Origin of the sequence: Belliella calami (assembly GCF_022549695.1) — a bacterium.
In the GTDB taxonomy this organism is placed as follows: domain Bacteria; phylum Bacteroidota; class Bacteroidia; order Cytophagales; family Cyclobacteriaceae; genus Belliella; species Belliella calami.
Genome location: NZ_JAKZGS010000006.1, coordinates 154,842 through 171,114, shown reverse-complemented (window position 1 = coordinate 171,114; position 16,273 = coordinate 154,842). Strand labels below are relative to the sequence as shown.

Here is a 16,273-nt window from a genome sequence, read left to right as displayed (position 1 = left end):
CAACCAAAATAATCTAATCATGAAAAAATATATATATTCCCTTTTGGCTGGTGCAATGTTGGCAAGTGCTGGCTGTGAGTCAAAACTGGATCTCAATAACCCAAATATCGCGACGACTGGAACTTTCTGGCAAACTGAGGCAGATGCGGTAGCGGCAGTAAATTCAATTTACAATAGTCTTATTATCGATGGTACATATATGAGAATGATACCTTGCTTGATGGATGGTCGAGCGGATGATTTTCAAGGTGATAGCCCTTGGCCTGATTTGATGTTAGTGGCGAATTTTACAATTCCTACGACTTCTGGCCCAGTTGCATGGGTTTGGGAAGCTCATTACCAGTTGGTATGGAGAGCCAATCAAGTCTTGGCAAATGTGCCTAGCATTGAAATGGATCAAGATCTGAAAAACAGAGTTTTAGGTCAAGCATACTTCTTAAGGGGTTTGGCATATTTCAATCTCGCCAACTTCTACAAGGAGGTTCCACTCATCACAACACTTCCTGCTGATAGAACTGAGTTTTATCCTGAGACTGCATCTGAAGAAGATATTTGGAATCAGATAATTTCAGATTTTACAGAAGCAAAAGCTAACCTTCCTGTAAATTATCTAAATGTAAATGGTCCTGATAGAGGAAATGTAGGTAGAGCTACCAGCGGGGCCGCTACTGGAATGTTAGGAAAAGCACTAGTTTACAGACAAAGATGGGCTGAAGCTACTCAGCAATTCGCTGAATTGGTAGGTGGGCAGCATGGTGCTTACAGATTGATGGAAAATTACAGAGACAATTTCGATCCAAGAACAGAGAACAATGCTGAGTCTCTTTTCGAAGTGCAATTTGCAATGCCTTCTGAAGTAGGTGGATCTGAATTGAATTGGGGAGGAAACCCTAATGCTAACTGGACTCAAGTTTCTGCACAAGCGATCACTTATGCAGCTAGAGGGTATGGGTTCAATGACTTCTTGCCAACAAGAACTTTGTATAATGATTTCCATATAGAGCAAACTATTGACGGTAGAAAAGACCCGCGTCTTTTGGCAACAATAGCTTCTTTTGAGCCTACAGAGAATAGTACCAGATTGTACAATGACCAATGGCCTTATTCCCCAGATGAAATCTACCCAAGAAAATATACAAATGATGGTTTTGGACCTTCAGTTGAAGAACAGTTTAGATCAGGAATCAATTACCGAATTTTGAGATATGCAGATATCTTAATGCTTCATGCTGAGGCATTGAATGAATTGGGGAGAACTGCCGAAGCTTATGGCTTTATCCAACAGGTTCGTAACAGAGCAAATCTACCTGATTTGGCAACAGTAAAACCTGCCATGTCCCAAGAAGAGATGAGGGATCAAATTGCCCACGAAAGATTCTTGGAATTTGCTATCGAAGGACAGAGAATCAATGATTTGGTTAGATGGGGATGGTTTGAAGATCCAGCCAAACTTGCTTTCTTGAGAAGTAGAGATTCAGAGTTCAATACCTTCACTCCAGGGAATCAATGGTTGCCAATTCCACAAGGCGAATTGGATAACAACCCGAACCTTTCTCCAAACAGTGCAAATAATTAATAGGGTAAATAGTTTATAAAAGCGGGTTCGAGGCTCAAACTTCGGATCTTGCCTTTATCATATTTGCCTTATATAAAAATTCATAAACTATTAGTCTATTTTGGAAAATGGAAGAAAGCGAGATCAATAGGATAAGAGCTTTTCTTTCTTTTCCATTTTATAACATTTACAGTTTCGGAAATATGGTTTCAGATTGATGAAGAAAATTTTAACCTAACATGTATGAAATAAAGGTCATTTTGTGATCATTTATCCTAATAAACAAGACCCAAAATGAAAAATTCACTATTGACATTATTGGCTTTTTTTATCTCCTTCACTACTTGGTCGCAAGACCAAGAATATAGTACAGTAATCCCTGTTCATGATCCTGTTATGATCAAAGAAGGAGATACTTTTTTCCTTTTTAGTACAGGGCGTGGGATCGCTGTCTGGTCTTCTCCAGATATGAAAAAATGGAAAAGAGAAGAAGCTGTTTTTCCTCAGCCTCCAACTTGGGCTACTGATGTAGCAGCGGACTTCAAAAATCATATATGGGCACCAGATATTACTTTTCACGAAGGAGAGTATTTCTTGTATTATTCTGTTTCTTCTTTTGCGAAAAATACCTCTGCCATTGGTTTGGTAAAAAATAAGACACTGAATCCTGATTCTCCCGATTTCAAATGGGAGGATCAAGGAATCGTAATCCAATCAGTTCCTGGAAGAGATCTATGGAATGCGATAGACCCAAACTTGGTCTTTGATGAGGAAGGTACACCTTGGTTGAATTATGGGTCGTTTTGGAATGGAATGAAATTAGTCCGTCTCGGAGATGATTTGAAGACCGTTCAAAACGGACCTGACGATTGGTACACTATTTCAAAAAGAGAAAGGTCATTCGAATTGGATGATCGAAATCCTGGAGACGGTGCTGTCGAAGCTCCATTTATTTTCAAGAAAGATGGGTACTACTATTTGTTTGTGTCATTTGATTATTGCTGTAGGGGTGTAAATAGTACCTACAAGATGGTAGTAGGAAGATCGAAAGAAGTTCAAGGCCCATACTTTGACCGAGATGGTGTGAGCATGTTTGAGGGTGGGGGAACTTTAGTGCTAGGAGGTGATAAAGACTGGCATGGTGTAGGCCACAATTCAGCATATGAATTTGGAGGGACAGAATATTTGATTTTCCATGGTTATGATGCCAAAGATAATGGTCGCTCCAAATTATTGATTCGTGAAATGAATTGGGATAGCGAAGGTTGGCCTATAGTAAGTTTAGAAAATTAAGATATTGAAATAAAATAAACCCTAATGATGAAATTAAAAACAATTACTTCAGCACTAGCATTGGGAGTGGCAGTCTTCGGGATTTCTCAAGATGCCCTGTCTCAAAATGCAAGAATCAAAATTGATCTAGATCGAAAGATTGGAGAAGTTGACAAGAAGATTTATGGAAATTTTGTGGAACACCTCGGGAGATGTGTATATGGAGGAATCTACGATCCAGGTAATCCACTGTCAGACGAAAATGGATTTAGATTGGATGTACTTGAGGCTGTTCAAGGTTTGAACGTCACCCTGACTAGGTATCCTGGAGGAAATTTTGTTTCCAACTACAACTGGCTAGACGGGGTAGGTCCAAAAGAGGATAGACCAGCTAGATTGGAATTAGCTTGGAATAGACTTGAATCCAATCAATTTGGAACTAACGAATTTATGGATTATGCAAAATTGATGGATACAGAGCCATATTTTGCAGTTAACCTAGGTACAGGAACGATACAAGAAGCCCAACATTGGGTGGAATATACAAATGTGGAGTCAGGTCCTTATTACGCTGAACTTAGGAAAAAGCACGGATACGAAAAACCCCATAAAATCACCTATTGGGGTTTGGGAAATGAAATGGATGGGCCATGGCAAATGGGTCATTTGAATGCAGAAGATTATTCAAAAAAAGCTAGAGAAGCGGGTAAATTGATGAAGCTTACAGATCCATCAATTAAGCTGGTAGCGGCTGGATCTTCTAATTTCTATCCTGGAGCTGATCCAATGGCTTGGAATAAGACTGTCATAGATGAATTGAAAAATGTAGTTGATTACCTCGCACTACACATGTATGTAGGGAATGTCGATGACAATTATTATGCTTTTGTAGCATCTCCATTGGTATTGGAAGAAAGGACTAAACTGGTATCTGGCATTATCGACGAAGCAATGTCAAGAGCAGATCGAGGTGATAGGGATCCGATTTATATTGCCTGGGATGAATACAATATTTGGTATCGATGGAGATCTTCTGAAACAATGTCAGGAGATATAGCACTAGAAGAAAGATACAATCTTGAAGATGCTTTGGTAATTTCATCTTTTTTGAATGCATTTATCAGAAATGCTGATGTGGTAAAAATCGCAAACATGGCTCAACTTGTCAATGTAATAGCTCCGATTTTCACGAATGAAGAAGGCCTTTTCTTGCAGACAATTTATCATCCTTTGGCTTTGTTTGCACAGCATGCTCATGGTACTTCTTTGGATGTATTTGTGGATTCTGAAAAATACAATACTGGAAGTTTTGCTCTTGGACTTGGAGAGCAAAAGGCAGATTTGAAAGATGTGCCATACTTGGATGTTTCAGCCACAGTTTTGGGTGACGAGCTGATTATTAATGTGGTCAATAGACATAAGGACAAGGCAATTACAACTGACATTCTTGCTATAGAAGGTGAATTTACAGGTGATTTTGAAGTCTATGAAGTGAATGGTCCTGATATAAAATCAATGAATGACTTTGGTGTGACGAATGTGGAAACTAAAGCAAAGTCTCTAAAAGGAAAAGGTGAGAAGGTGACTTATGCATTTCCTGCGCATTCCTTTACAATGATCAAGGCAAAAATTAAGCAGTAACAAATACTAAACATGAAGACTATGAAGTTCAAGTCCCCATTTTATTTTGTTCTCAGCTTAATTATTCTGAGTGGTTTATCAATTTCTTGTGATGGTAATTTAGAAGATAGGCCAGATGTGACCACTCCACCTCCTACAGGTGTAAACAACAACATTGTTGAAGGTATTCCTGTGCCACTATCCGAAATCCAGGATTTTTATGGACAGATATCCTCATTTCAGTTTGCTAATCAATGGGGTCCATACAATTCCCATGATCCTGCTGTAATCAAAGAAGGTGAATGGTTTTACAGTTTTGGGACAGATGTAGCATATGGACAGGCACTTTCAAGAGTAGGAATGCAGGTAAGAAGGTCTAGAGATTTGGTGACTTGGGAATTCAGAGGCTGGGCTACCAGTGGAAGACCACAACAAGGAGTGAATTATATTAGGCAAAATGGCGGTGAGCCTTTTGAAAATGTCTGGGCCCCTTATATTATCAAGATCGGAGAAGAATTTAGATTATATTATTCACAATCTTCCTCAATATTCAAACTAAGTGCAATTGGTCTTTTGACTTCTGATAATGTAGAAGGTCCTTGGGTAGAAAAAGGTCTTGTAGTGACTTCCAATACCAATATTCCTATGACAAATGCCATTGATCCTGCTGTTATAGTTGATAAGGATGGAAAGCATTGGATGTATTACGGGTCGGCTTTTGACGGCCTCTATGTGATGGAGCTAAATCCAGAAACAGGACTTGCAAAAACTAATAACGATAAAGGATTTAGGGTTGTTCAGAGAGGTTTTGCTGGTAGTAGAATTAATGGAAATATAGAAGCTCCTGAAGTGATCTATAATGAAGCAACAGGCTTTTATTATATGTTCCTATCTTATGATTGGTTGGAATCCAAGTACAATATTCGTGTAGGAAGATCCACAAGTCCAACTGGTCCATTTTTGGATTTCAATGGTCTAGACATGAACGGAGAACAGGATAATGTACCTATGATCGTTGCTCCATATAAATTCCAAGATCATGCAGGTTGGCAGGGTGTAGCTCATAATGCTGTGTTTAGAGATGGGGATCAATTCTACATTGCACATCAGGGAAGGCCGACTGCTGATAGATTTTATATGATCAAGCATGTCAGAAAATTATACTGGACAGAAGATGGATGGCCAGTAGCCTCACCTCAGCGATATGCAAACTTACCAATGAAAGATATCCAAAGAGATGATTTGGTTGGGACTTGGGAACAGATTATTCTTGGCTATAGAATAGTTCCAGGATATGCAGAAGAACAATTCCTGCCAGACCTTCAAGTATCTGCTGATCTTACTCTAAATGCAGATGGAAGTATTGGTAATGATTCTGGAAATGTTTGGACTTATGAAAAGCCATGGTTGACTCTTAATTACGGAAATGGTGCTTTCACAGACAAAGTCTATGTGGACAACGAGTATGATTGGGAGAAAAGAAAAGAAACTATAATATATACTGGTTTAAATAATGAAGGAACGGCCATTTGGGCCAAAAAAAAATAGAAAACTATGAGCAGCACTTTGAAACCTATCTACATCTTATTTATCGTTTGTCTTTGCACTTCATCTTTTGCACAATCAGACCGTGTTCAGTTTTTTCCTTTGGATCAAGTTTTATTGCTTGAAAGTCCATTTAAACAGGCACAGGAAGTAGATAAAAAATACATTCTTGAAATGGATGTAGATAGGCTTCTCGCTCCATATATGAAAGATGCAGGGATAGAATGGAAAGCTGAGAATTACGGTAACTGGGAGAATACAGGATTGGATGGACACATTGGTGGACATTACCTTTCTGCACTGGCCATGATGTATGCCTCTACTGGTGATACCGAGATCAAGGGTCGCTTGGATTATATGATAGAGCAGCTGAATTTGGCTCAGGAAAAAAATGGAAATGGCTACTTAGGTGGCGTACCTAATGGTCAAAAGATCTGGAATGAAATCAAGGAAGGAAAGATCAAAGCTGGTGGATTCTCTCTCAACGACAGATGGGTTCCACTTTACAACATCCATAAGATTTATGCTGGTTTGAGAGATGCTAACTTGATTGGTGGAAATCAAGATGCAAGAGAAATGCTTATCAAGTTGTCTGATTGGTTTTATGAATTGACCAGGGATCTTTCAGAAGTACAGTTTCAGGAAATGCTTATCAGTGAACATGGTGGTATGAATGAAGTGTTTGCTGATGTAGCAGACTTGACCGGGGACAAAAAATACCTAATCTTGGCTGAAAAAATGTCCCACAACATCATTTTGGGTCCTTTGGCAAAGCAAGAAGATAATTTGACGGGAATGCATGCCAATACACAGATCCCAAAAGTGATAGGTTTTCAGAGAATAGCACAGCTTTCTGAAGAAAATAAGTGGAATAATTCAGCTACCTATTTTTGGGAAAATGTGGTCAATCAAAGGTCTGTTTCTGTAGGTGGAAATAGCGTAAGGGAGCATTTTCACCCAAAAGATGATTTTTCATCTATGCTTTCTTCCGATCAAGGACCAGAAACCTGCAACACATATAACATGATGCGCCTTTCTGAAAAGCTGTTTGAAAGCAGTCCGGACAGAAAGTACATTGATTACTATGAAAGGGCATTGTTCAACCATATTCTTTCATCCCAACATCCTGACAAAGGTGGCTTTGTCTATTTCACACCCATGCGTCCCAAACATTACAGAGTGTATTCGCAGCCACATGAGAATTTCTGGTGTTGTGTAGGGTCAGGTTTGGAAAATCATGCCAAATATGGTCAGGTGATCTATGCACACAAGAACGATGACTTATTTGTGAATTTATTTATAGCTTCTGAATTGAACTGGGAAGAAAAGGGAATTAAAGTGATTCAAGAAACAAGTTTTCCCTATTCAGAAAATACTACCATAAAATTTGACCACAAAGGAAAAAAGAAATTCAACCTCAAAATCAGGTATCCAAATTGGGTCAATGGAGGTGAAATGGAAGTGAAGGTGAATGGAAAAGATTTTCCAGTCACATTATCAAAAGATGGATATGTAATCATCTCCAGAAAATGGAAATCCAAAGATCAAGTAAATGTGTCCTTACCCATGCATACGAAAGTTGAATATTTGGCTGATGGGTCTCCTTGGGCATCATTCGTCCATGGGCCGATGGTCCTGGCAGCTGAATCAGGAAGGGATGAGTTGAAGGGTTTATTTGCTGATGACAGCAGGATGGGACATGTCGCGACTGGAAAAATGTATCCGATCTTTCAGACTGATATTTTGAAGAAGACAGATCAAATTGTTTTGCCTGTAAAAGCCAATGATGAATTTAAATTTTATTTGGCGCAAAACGACTTCCATGCCAATACTGAGTCAGTTAGCCTTATTCCTTTCTATACAATCCATGAAAGCCGCTATCAAGTCTATTGGCCGATCTTAAGTGAAGGTGAAGTGGAAAGCTTCAAAAAAGATCTTCAATCAAAAGACGAATTGATATTGAAGCTCGAATCTCAAACAATCGATAAAGTTGCTTCAGGTGAACAGCAGCCAGAATCTGAACATAATTTCAAAGCTGTAAGTAGCCTTACGGGTCAGGAAAATGGGCTTTTCTGGAGAAGTACCAAATCTACTTTTCAATATGACTTGAAAAATCCTGCTGGAACAGCAAAAACATTGAGGATTTCTTATTTGACTGGAAGTGATGGTAACCCATTCAAGGTGACGATCAATGGAGAACTTTTGATCGCAGAGAAATTTTCCCCTGAAGAATTCAATAAAGTAGTGGATAGAGATTACGATATTTCCGAGATCAATGCAGAGGAAATTGAATTAAAGTTTGATAGCATTGATGGAAAGGAAACTGAGAGAATACATTATATCAGATTGTTAAAATAAAACCGAATAATCGAATCAAATAAATAAACCTTTAATTACATACACATGATTACAAAAAGCCTAAAAGGGATAATGGTACTGGCTGCAATGCTCGTTTCTTTCTTATCCCCAGCTCAAAATCGCCTAATAGTAAATGCCGATCAAGGCGACATCAAAATCAACAAACATATATACGGACACTTTGCAGAACATTTGGGTAGAAGTATATATGGAGGGATTTGGGTGGGGCCTGACTCTAATGTTCCCAATGAAGATGGCTACAGAAAAGATGTGATGCAGGCTTTGATCAATCTGGAAATCCCAAATTTGAGATGGCCAGGAGGATGCTTTGCAGATGAATATCATTGGACAGATGGTATCGGAGATCCTTCCGAAAGACCTAAGATGGTGAATACCCATTGGGGTGGAGTGACAGAAGACAACTCTTTTGGCACACATGAATTTATGAATTTTGTTGAAAAAATCGGAACAGAACCTTATATCACGGGTAATGTAGGGAGTGGATCCGTGGAGGAAATGTCCAAGTGGATTGAATACATCAATTTTGATGGAGTGAGTCCCATGGCCGATTTGCGAAGAAAAAATGGTCAAGAAGAGCCATGGAAAATCAAATACTGGGGTGTAGGTAATGAAAGCTGGGGTTGTGGAGGAAATATGACTCCTGAATATTACGCTAATGAATATAGAAGATATGCCACATTTGCCAGAAATTATGAAGGTTCTAAATTGTATAAAATAGCAGGTGGTGCAAATGACTGGGATTTAAATTGGACGGATGTATTGATGAAAAATATTCCCTTGCACATGATGGACGGTCTTTCTTTACATTATTATACTGTGACTGGAACATGGGAAAACAAAGGGAAAGCTACAGAATTTGATAAGCAGGAGTACTTAGAAACCCTTAGAAAGGCTGCACGTGTAGATGAATTGCTTACTAAGCACAGTACGATTATGGACAAGTATGATCCGGAAAAGAGAATTGGGATTATCCTTGATGAGTGGGGCACTTGGTTCCAAGTTGAGCCAGGTACAAACCCAGGTTTCCTCTATCAACAAAACACTATGCGTGACGCACATGTAGCAGCTATTTCTCTCAACATTTTCAATAAACATGCAGAAAGATTGCACATGGCAAATTTAGCACAGACGGTAAATGTACTTCAAGCGGTGATTTTGACCAATGAAACAGAGATGATTTTGACTCCTACCTACCATGTGTTTGATCTATATAAGCCTCACAAGGATGCAACTTTGCTTTCTCATGATTTGAAATCTGAAGAAGTGAGTTTTGGCAAAGAAAAAATGGAAGCACTGAATGTATCCACATCAAGATCAGAGGATGGAACGGTAAATATCAGTATTGCAAATATTAATCCTGATAAGAAAATTGACTTGGATGTAGTCCTTAGAGGGATTGATGCGAAGTCTGTGACTGCGGAATTTATCACAGCTCCTGCAATCAATTCACACAACACTTTCGAAAATAAAGAGGTAGTGAAAAAAGCTGATTTTAAGGATTTTAAGTTGAATAAGGAAAATCTTAAAGTTTCAGTCCCTGCAAATTCAGTGGTAATGCTAAGAGCAAAGTAGGCAGAAGCTCCAAAAAAAAATCATTAAAGGTTAACAGCTGATTCAGCTGTTAACCTAGTTGGTTAAAATGATTTCAAAACAAACCAAGCACATGAATAAATTATATTTTAAATTCAATTCAAAACTTCAAGCATTTGTATTAGCAGTTTTGTCCATCTACATTGTTGCATGTGCCAATGGGGAAGGGGAGAATACTTTCGAAAGTCCTGATGGTAAAACAAAAATGAAGATTTCACTAGTAGAAGGGGAATTGTTATATTCTTTGTTTTTTGAAGAGGAAGAAATCTTGGAGGCATCTCGTTTGGGAATGGTTTGGGAAAATTTTGATTTTTCCCAAGGATTAGCATTAGTATCTGTTTCTGAGACAAAAGCAGTAAAAGACAGTTATGATTTGATACATGGCAAACAAAAAAGCCACGATTACAACGCAAATGAAAATATAATTGAGTTAAAAAACTCTGAGGGTAAGTGGTTCCAAATTGCCTTCAGGCTATCAGATAATGGTCTTGCTTTCAAATATGTTTTCCCAGATTTGGGCCAAGAGCAAGTGGCTCTTGTGGAAGAAAAGACAACTTTTAATTTCAAAGCCTCAGCCAAAGCATGGATTCAACCTATGGCTGATCCAAAGTCAGGTTGGGAGAAAACCAATCCTTCTTATGAAGAGTCTTATCAAAAAGGAGTTTCTGTAGGCACACCATCTCCGATTGCTGCTGGGTGGATTTACCCAGCATTATTTCAAACAGAAGATACTTGGTTGCTGCTTTCTGAAACTGGTATTCAACCAAATCATGCTGCAAGTCGATTGGCGGCAGAGTCACCATATGGTGAATACAGAATTACTTATCCTTCCGATCAAGAGAGAATTTTTGACGGAAATGTACTTCCAACTGCAAGCGGTACATGGGAAAGTCCATGGAGGATTTTGGCTATTGGTGGCCTAAAAGACATTGTAGAATCCACATTGGGAACTGACCTTGCTATTCCACAAAGAATTGATTTGGATTTTGGTTTTGTCATTCCAGGTGCAGCTTCTTGGAGTTGGGCTTTGGGAAAAGATGAATCAATCTACTATGATATCCAAGAGAAGCACATTGATTATGCTGCTGACATGAACTGGGAATACTGTCTAGTTGATGTGAATTGGGACACAAATATTGGCTATGACAAAATTGGGGAATTGGCAGCTTATGCCGAGAGTAAGTCGGTGGGTTTGTTATTGTGGTACAATTCAGCTGGTGATTGGAACACAACTCCTTACACCCCAAAAAGCCAATTGCTGACACGAGAAATGCGTATGTCAGAATTTCAAAAAATCAAAGACTTGGGAGTAAAAGGGGTGAAGATTGATTTTTTTGGAGGAGACGGGCAAAGTGTAATGCAGTATTACCATGATATTTTGGAAGATGCCGCAAAAGTAGGGCTTATCGTGAATTTCCATGGGGCTACACTTCCTCGTGGTTGGCATAGAACCTACCCAAATTTGGTTACAGTTGAAGCTGTCAAAGGTTTTGAAATGATAACCTTTGAACAGGATTTTGCAGATGAAGCACCTCGACACATGGCCATATTGCCATTTACTAGAAATGTTTATGATCCTATGGATTTCACACCAATGTCTTTGCATGAAATCCCTGGGATTGAAAGAAGGTCATCAAAAGGCTTCGAATTGGCGCTCTCAGTTTTGTTCTATTCAGGAGTGCAACATTATGCTGAGTCGCCAGAAGGAATGGCTTTACAAGACTCTCAAGTAAAAGAATTTCTCAAGTTATTGCCATCTTCTTGGGATGAAGTGAAATTCGTAGATGGATTCCCGGGGGATTTTGCAGTAATGGCAAGAAGGAGTGGAGATGATTGGTATTTGGCAGGCATCAATGCACAGGATGGTACCAAAAAAGTAACACTTAACTTGCAGAAATTAGGTATTACTCCCAAAAATGCAACTTTAATTTCAGACGCTGATGATCAATCTTGGAAAGTAGAAAACCTAGCGAATGAGAAGCAAGTTGAAATTGAAATGAAAGCAAATGGAGGCTTTGTTCTATACTTTAAGAACTGAAAAATATAAATGAAGTGAAATCAAGTATGAAAATAGATCACAAACTGTGATCTCTCTATAAAATTGGGGAAAGCCATGCGAGATTTTATGTGACTAATGAATAAATAAAATATAAACACATGAATGATAATTATGTAATTGGTCTAGATTATGGCTCTGACTCTGTCAGGGCTGTTTTGGTGAATACAGCTGACGGGAATTGTTTGGCTAGCCATGTCTATTGGTATCCAAGATGGAAAGCCGGAAAATACTGTGACCCCGTTTCCAATAGATTTAGACAGCATCCTTTGGACCACCTTGAAGGTTTAGAAGAGACTATCAAAGGAGTCTTAGCAAAAGCGGATATTGATAAAGCACAAGTAAAGGCGATCTGTGTAGATACCACGGGTTCATCACCTATGCCAGTCGATGAAAAAGGGCAATCCTTGGCATTAAAGCCAGAATTTGCAGAAAACCCCAACGCCATGATGGTCATTTGGAAAGATCATACAGCTATCAAGGAAGCTGATGAAATCAATAAAGTGGCAAGAACTTGGGGAGGAGAGGATTTTACAAAGTATGAAGGAGGAATCTATTCCTCGGAATGGTTTTGGGCGAAGATATTACATGTGGTAAGAGAAGATGAAGCGGTGAAAAATGCTGCATATTCTTGGATGGAGCATTGTGATTTTATCACGGCTAATTTGATAGGCAGCACAGATCCTTTGACTTTCAAAAGGAGCAGGTGCGCCGCAGGTCACAAAGCGCTATGGCATGAAAGCTGGGGTGGGTTACCACCAAAAGAATTCTTGGCTAAGTTTGATCCATATTTGGCAGAAGTGAAAGATAGACTTTATTCTGATACTTTTACTTCTGATGAAGCCGCTGGAAATTTAAGTAAAGTATGGGCTGAGAAATTAGGTTTGTCTGAAGATACAGTTATCGCAGTTGGGACCTTTGATGCCCATGCAGGTGCTGTTGGTGGAGAGATTACGGAAAATACCCTGATCAAAGTGATGGGAACATCTACTTGTGACATCATGGTGACGAACAAAGAAACCCTGGGTGATAAACTGATTCCAGGTATCTGTGGCCAAGTAGATGGTTCTGTGATTCCAGGTACTATTGGACTTGAGGCTGGGCAGTCTGGTTTCGGAGACGTTTTGGCTTGGTTCAAAAGTTTGGTAATAAAGCCATCTATAGCATTGATTGAGAGTTCTGACCATATCACTCAGGAGCAAAAAGATAACTTGATAGCAGAGATTGAAGATAGAATCATCGTCAAGCTTTCAGAGGATGCGCTTAAAATCCCAGTATCTGAATCAACAATAGTGGCCCTTGACTGGATCAATGGCAGAAGAACCCCCGATGCCAATCAGGCATTGAAAGGTGCTATCAGAAACCTAAATATGGGTTCTGATGCCGCTAGAGTATTCAAGTCATTAGTAGAAGCGATTAGTTTTGGGTCAAAGAGCATTGTAGATAGGTTCCGTCAGGAAGGTGTGCAGATAGATGCTGTAATTGGTCTAGGTGGAGTCGCCAAAAAGTCAACATTAGTAATGCAGACTTTGGCAGATGTGTTGAACATGCCGATTAAAGTAGCCACTTCGGAACAAGCCCCTGCTTTAGGAGCAGCCATGTATGCTGCCGTAGCAGCTGGCATCCATCCCAACACCGAAGCTGCTATCAAAGCGATGAGCAATGGCTTTGATAAAGTATATGAACCAATCCCAGCAAATGTCTCTGTTTACGCGAAATTGTATGCTGAGTATGTTGAGTTCGGCAAGCTCATAGAAGGATGAATTAGAAAGGATGAAGGTTGAAAACTGTGACCTTTGTGTTTTTAATCCCCAAAGGTTTCTTTAGTTTGTCAATTTGAATAAAAGAAATCAACAGGAAATGCTTGGCAATGCTTTTTTTTATATTTTAGTTTTAAAAAAACAATACTAATATGGAAAGAGACTTGAAAATCAGAACCAAAAGATTTGCTTTAGATATCATTGATCTTGTTGAGAAACTTCCAAATACGATTTCTGGAAGGGCAATAGCTAATCAGTTAATAAGAAGTGGGACTTCAGTAGCTGCCAATTATAGGGCAGCGACGAGAGGTAGAAGTGATAAAGAATTTATAGCCAAAATTGGAGTTGTTATCGAAGAAGCTGATGAAAGTGAGCTTTGGCTGGAAATGATACAAGAAAAAGGATGGATAGATGTTTCTTCTGAAAAGCAAGAAGCATCTGAATTAGTTGCGATTTTTGTGTCAATAGTAAAAAAAATGAAAAATAAGTAGAAAATCTAACGACTACCTCTCATCCTTCATCCTTCCTCCTTCATCCTTTTACAAAATCTAAAATCTAAAATAAAATCATGTATAAAGAACTAAAACAAGCCTGTTACGAGGCAAACATGCAACTACCACAATTGGATTTGGTGGTCTATACGTTTGGAAATGTCAGTCAAGTAGATAGGGAAAATGGCGTATTTGCTATCAAACCAAGTGGAGTTCCCTATGAAGAATTGAAAGTTGAGGATATTGTAATTGTCGATTTTGACGGCAAAGTTGTGGAAGGCAATATGCGACCTTCTTCAGATACCAAAACACATGCGTTTTTATACAAGCATTGGGAGCATATCGGTGGGATCTGCCATACACACTCTACTTATGCAGTCTCTTGGGCACAGGCTATTTTGGATGTTCCGAATTTTGGGACAACACATGCAGATCACTTGACAGCTGATATACCTTGTGCACCTCCCATGTCTGATGAATTGATCGAAGGAGATTATGAATACAATACAGGTCAGCAGATATTAGACTGTTTTGCAGAAAAAAACCTAAGCCCAAAAGAGGTTGAAATGATCTTGGTGGGTAGCCATGGTCCATTTGCTTGGGGAAAAGATGCTTCAAAAGCTGTTTACAACAGTAAAGTGCTTGAAGAGGTCGCGAAAATGGCTTACCTTACGCTTCAAATCAACCCAAATGCAGCAAGACTAAAAGATGCATTGGTCAAAAAGCACTATGAACGCAAACATGGTAAAGACGCGTATTACGGTCAAGGCTGCTAAAAACCCAAACTTATGAAAAAAACGAATTTTAAATCAGCTGCCCTATTGCTGTCAGCTTTCCTGATTGGAATGTATAGTTGTTCTGCCCCAAAATCTGAGGAAAAGGTAGAAGAAACGAAGGAAATCAAATTCAAAGTCAATGTGCAGCAGGTGCCTATAGGTGAGCACAGTGCCAAGGTATTTCATTTGGAAAATGGAAACGGTATGGAGGTGGAAATTTCCAGCTTCGGTGCAGTTGTTTCCAAATTGATGGTACCTGACAAAGATGGAAAATCAGAAAATATCGTTCTTGGTTACGAATCGATAGATGGTTATGATACCAATGATTATTATCTAGGAGCCACTGCTGGAAGATATGCCAACAGAATTGCAAAAGGTAAGTTTGAGATCGATGGTACAAGCTATCAAATAACGACCAATGATGGAAATAACCATCTGCACGGTGGGGAATTTGGATTTAATAGGAAAAATTGGGATGCTGAGTTTATTGAAGGGGAGGAGTCTATGAAAGTAAAACTAACCTATACCAGTCCTGATGGAGAAGAAGGTTATCCTGGTAAATTGGTTAGTACTGTAATTTATGAACTAACGGAGGATAATAAGCTTTTGATCAGTTTTGAAGCTGAGACAGATAAGCCAACTATTGTAAATCTGACGCATCATGGGTACTTCAACTTAAGTGCAATGAAAGAAGATATCTTGGGACATGAGCTGAAAATCAATGCTGCCAAATATACGCCCGTTGATGATGAATTGATCCCGACTGGTGAGTTGAAAGAAGTTAAAGGAACACCTTTCGATTTCAATACCCCGACTGCGATTGGTGAAAGGATTTCAGAAATTGAGGGAGGATACGATCACAATTATGTAGTAAAAGAACAGCATGATGGACAAATGTCTAAGATGGCTGAGCTATATCATGCAGGATCAGGAAGATTGATGGAGTTGTATGCAGATTCTCCAGCGGTACAGTTTTATTCAGGGAATTTTCTTGACGGAAAATTGACTACCAAAGGTGTCACATATTCCCAATACATGGGGCTATGCTTAGAACCACAAACTTTCCCAAATGCTCCAAACGAGCCTTCTTTCCCTTCTGCTAGACTAAATCCAGGAGAGAAATATAGCCACAAGATTGAGCTACATTTTGGAACAAGATAGAAAAAAGTAAGAATTAGGAAGGATGAAGGATGAATCCCACCTTCATCCTTCATCCTTCAAATTTCATC

Annotated in this window: 11 protein-coding genes; all 11 read left to right on the top strand. The window is 39.1% G+C overall.

Going from position 1 to position 16,273, the window contains the following annotated elements; all coding sequences use genetic code 11:
* Positions 1 to 19: 19 nt before the first annotated feature.
* Complete coding sequence (locus MM236_RS09800; protein ID WP_241274797.1) at positions 20 to 1,576, top strand: RagB/SusD family nutrient uptake outer membrane protein; 1,557 nt, start codon at positions 20 to 22, stop codon at positions 1,574 to 1,576.
* A gap of 273 nt (positions 1,577 to 1,849) precedes the next feature.
* On the top strand, positions 1,850 to 2,848 hold the full coding sequence (locus MM236_RS09795; RefSeq protein WP_241274796.1) for an arabinan endo-1,5-alpha-L-arabinosidase: 999 nt from the start codon (positions 1,850 to 1,852) through the stop codon (positions 2,846 to 2,848).
* A gap of 24 nt (positions 2,849 to 2,872) precedes the next feature.
* Positions 2,873 to 4,468 carry an alpha-N-arabinofuranosidase gene (locus MM236_RS09790; RefSeq protein WP_241274795.1) on the top strand — a complete coding sequence of 532 codons (1,596 nt, stop codon included), beginning with the start codon at positions 2,873 to 2,875 and terminating at the stop codon, positions 4,466 to 4,468.
* Between the two features lie 21 nt (positions 4,469 to 4,489).
* Positions 4,490 to 5,995: an arabinan endo-1,5-alpha-L-arabinosidase gene (locus MM236_RS09785; protein WP_241274794.1), complete on the top strand. Its 1,506-nt coding sequence runs from the start codon at positions 4,490 to 4,492 to the stop codon at positions 5,993 to 5,995.
* 6 nt (positions 5,996 to 6,001) lie between these two features.
* Complete coding sequence (locus MM236_RS09780; protein WP_241274793.1) at positions 6,002 to 8,350, top strand: glycoside hydrolase family 127 protein; 2,349 nt, start codon at positions 6,002 to 6,004, stop codon at positions 8,348 to 8,350.
* Positions 8,351 to 8,395: 45 nt separating this feature from the next.
* Positions 8,396 to 9,943, top strand: coding sequence for an alpha-N-arabinofuranosidase (locus tag MM236_RS09775; protein ID WP_241274792.1), 1,548 nt, complete (start codon positions 8,396 to 8,398; stop codon positions 9,941 to 9,943).
* Between the two features lie 91 nt (positions 9,944 to 10,034).
* Positions 10,035 to 11,999, top strand: a complete 1,965-nt coding sequence (locus MM236_RS09770; protein ID WP_241274791.1) for a glycoside hydrolase family 97 protein — start codon at positions 10,035 to 10,037, stop codon at positions 11,997 to 11,999.
* A gap of 119 nt (positions 12,000 to 12,118) precedes the next feature.
* Positions 12,119 to 13,780: a ribulokinase gene (locus MM236_RS09765; RefSeq protein WP_241274790.1), complete on the top strand. Its 1,662-nt coding sequence runs from the start codon at positions 12,119 to 12,121 to the stop codon at positions 13,778 to 13,780.
* 149 nt (positions 13,781 to 13,929) lie between these two features.
* Positions 13,930 to 14,268: a four helix bundle protein gene (locus tag MM236_RS09760; protein ID WP_241274789.1), complete on the top strand. Its 339-nt coding sequence runs from the start codon at positions 13,930 to 13,932 to the stop codon at positions 14,266 to 14,268.
* A 77-nt stretch (positions 14,269 to 14,345) separates the two neighbouring features.
* Entirely contained in the window at positions 14,346 to 15,044 is a 699-nt protein-coding gene (locus MM236_RS09755) for an L-ribulose-5-phosphate 4-epimerase (protein WP_241274788.1), read from the top strand.
* 12 nt (positions 15,045 to 15,056) lie between these two features.
* Positions 15,057 to 16,205 carry an aldose epimerase family protein gene (locus tag MM236_RS09750; protein ID WP_241274787.1) on the top strand — a complete coding sequence of 383 codons (1,149 nt, stop codon included), beginning with the start codon at positions 15,057 to 15,059 and terminating at the stop codon, positions 16,203 to 16,205.
* Positions 16,206 to 16,273: the final 68 nt, after the last annotated feature.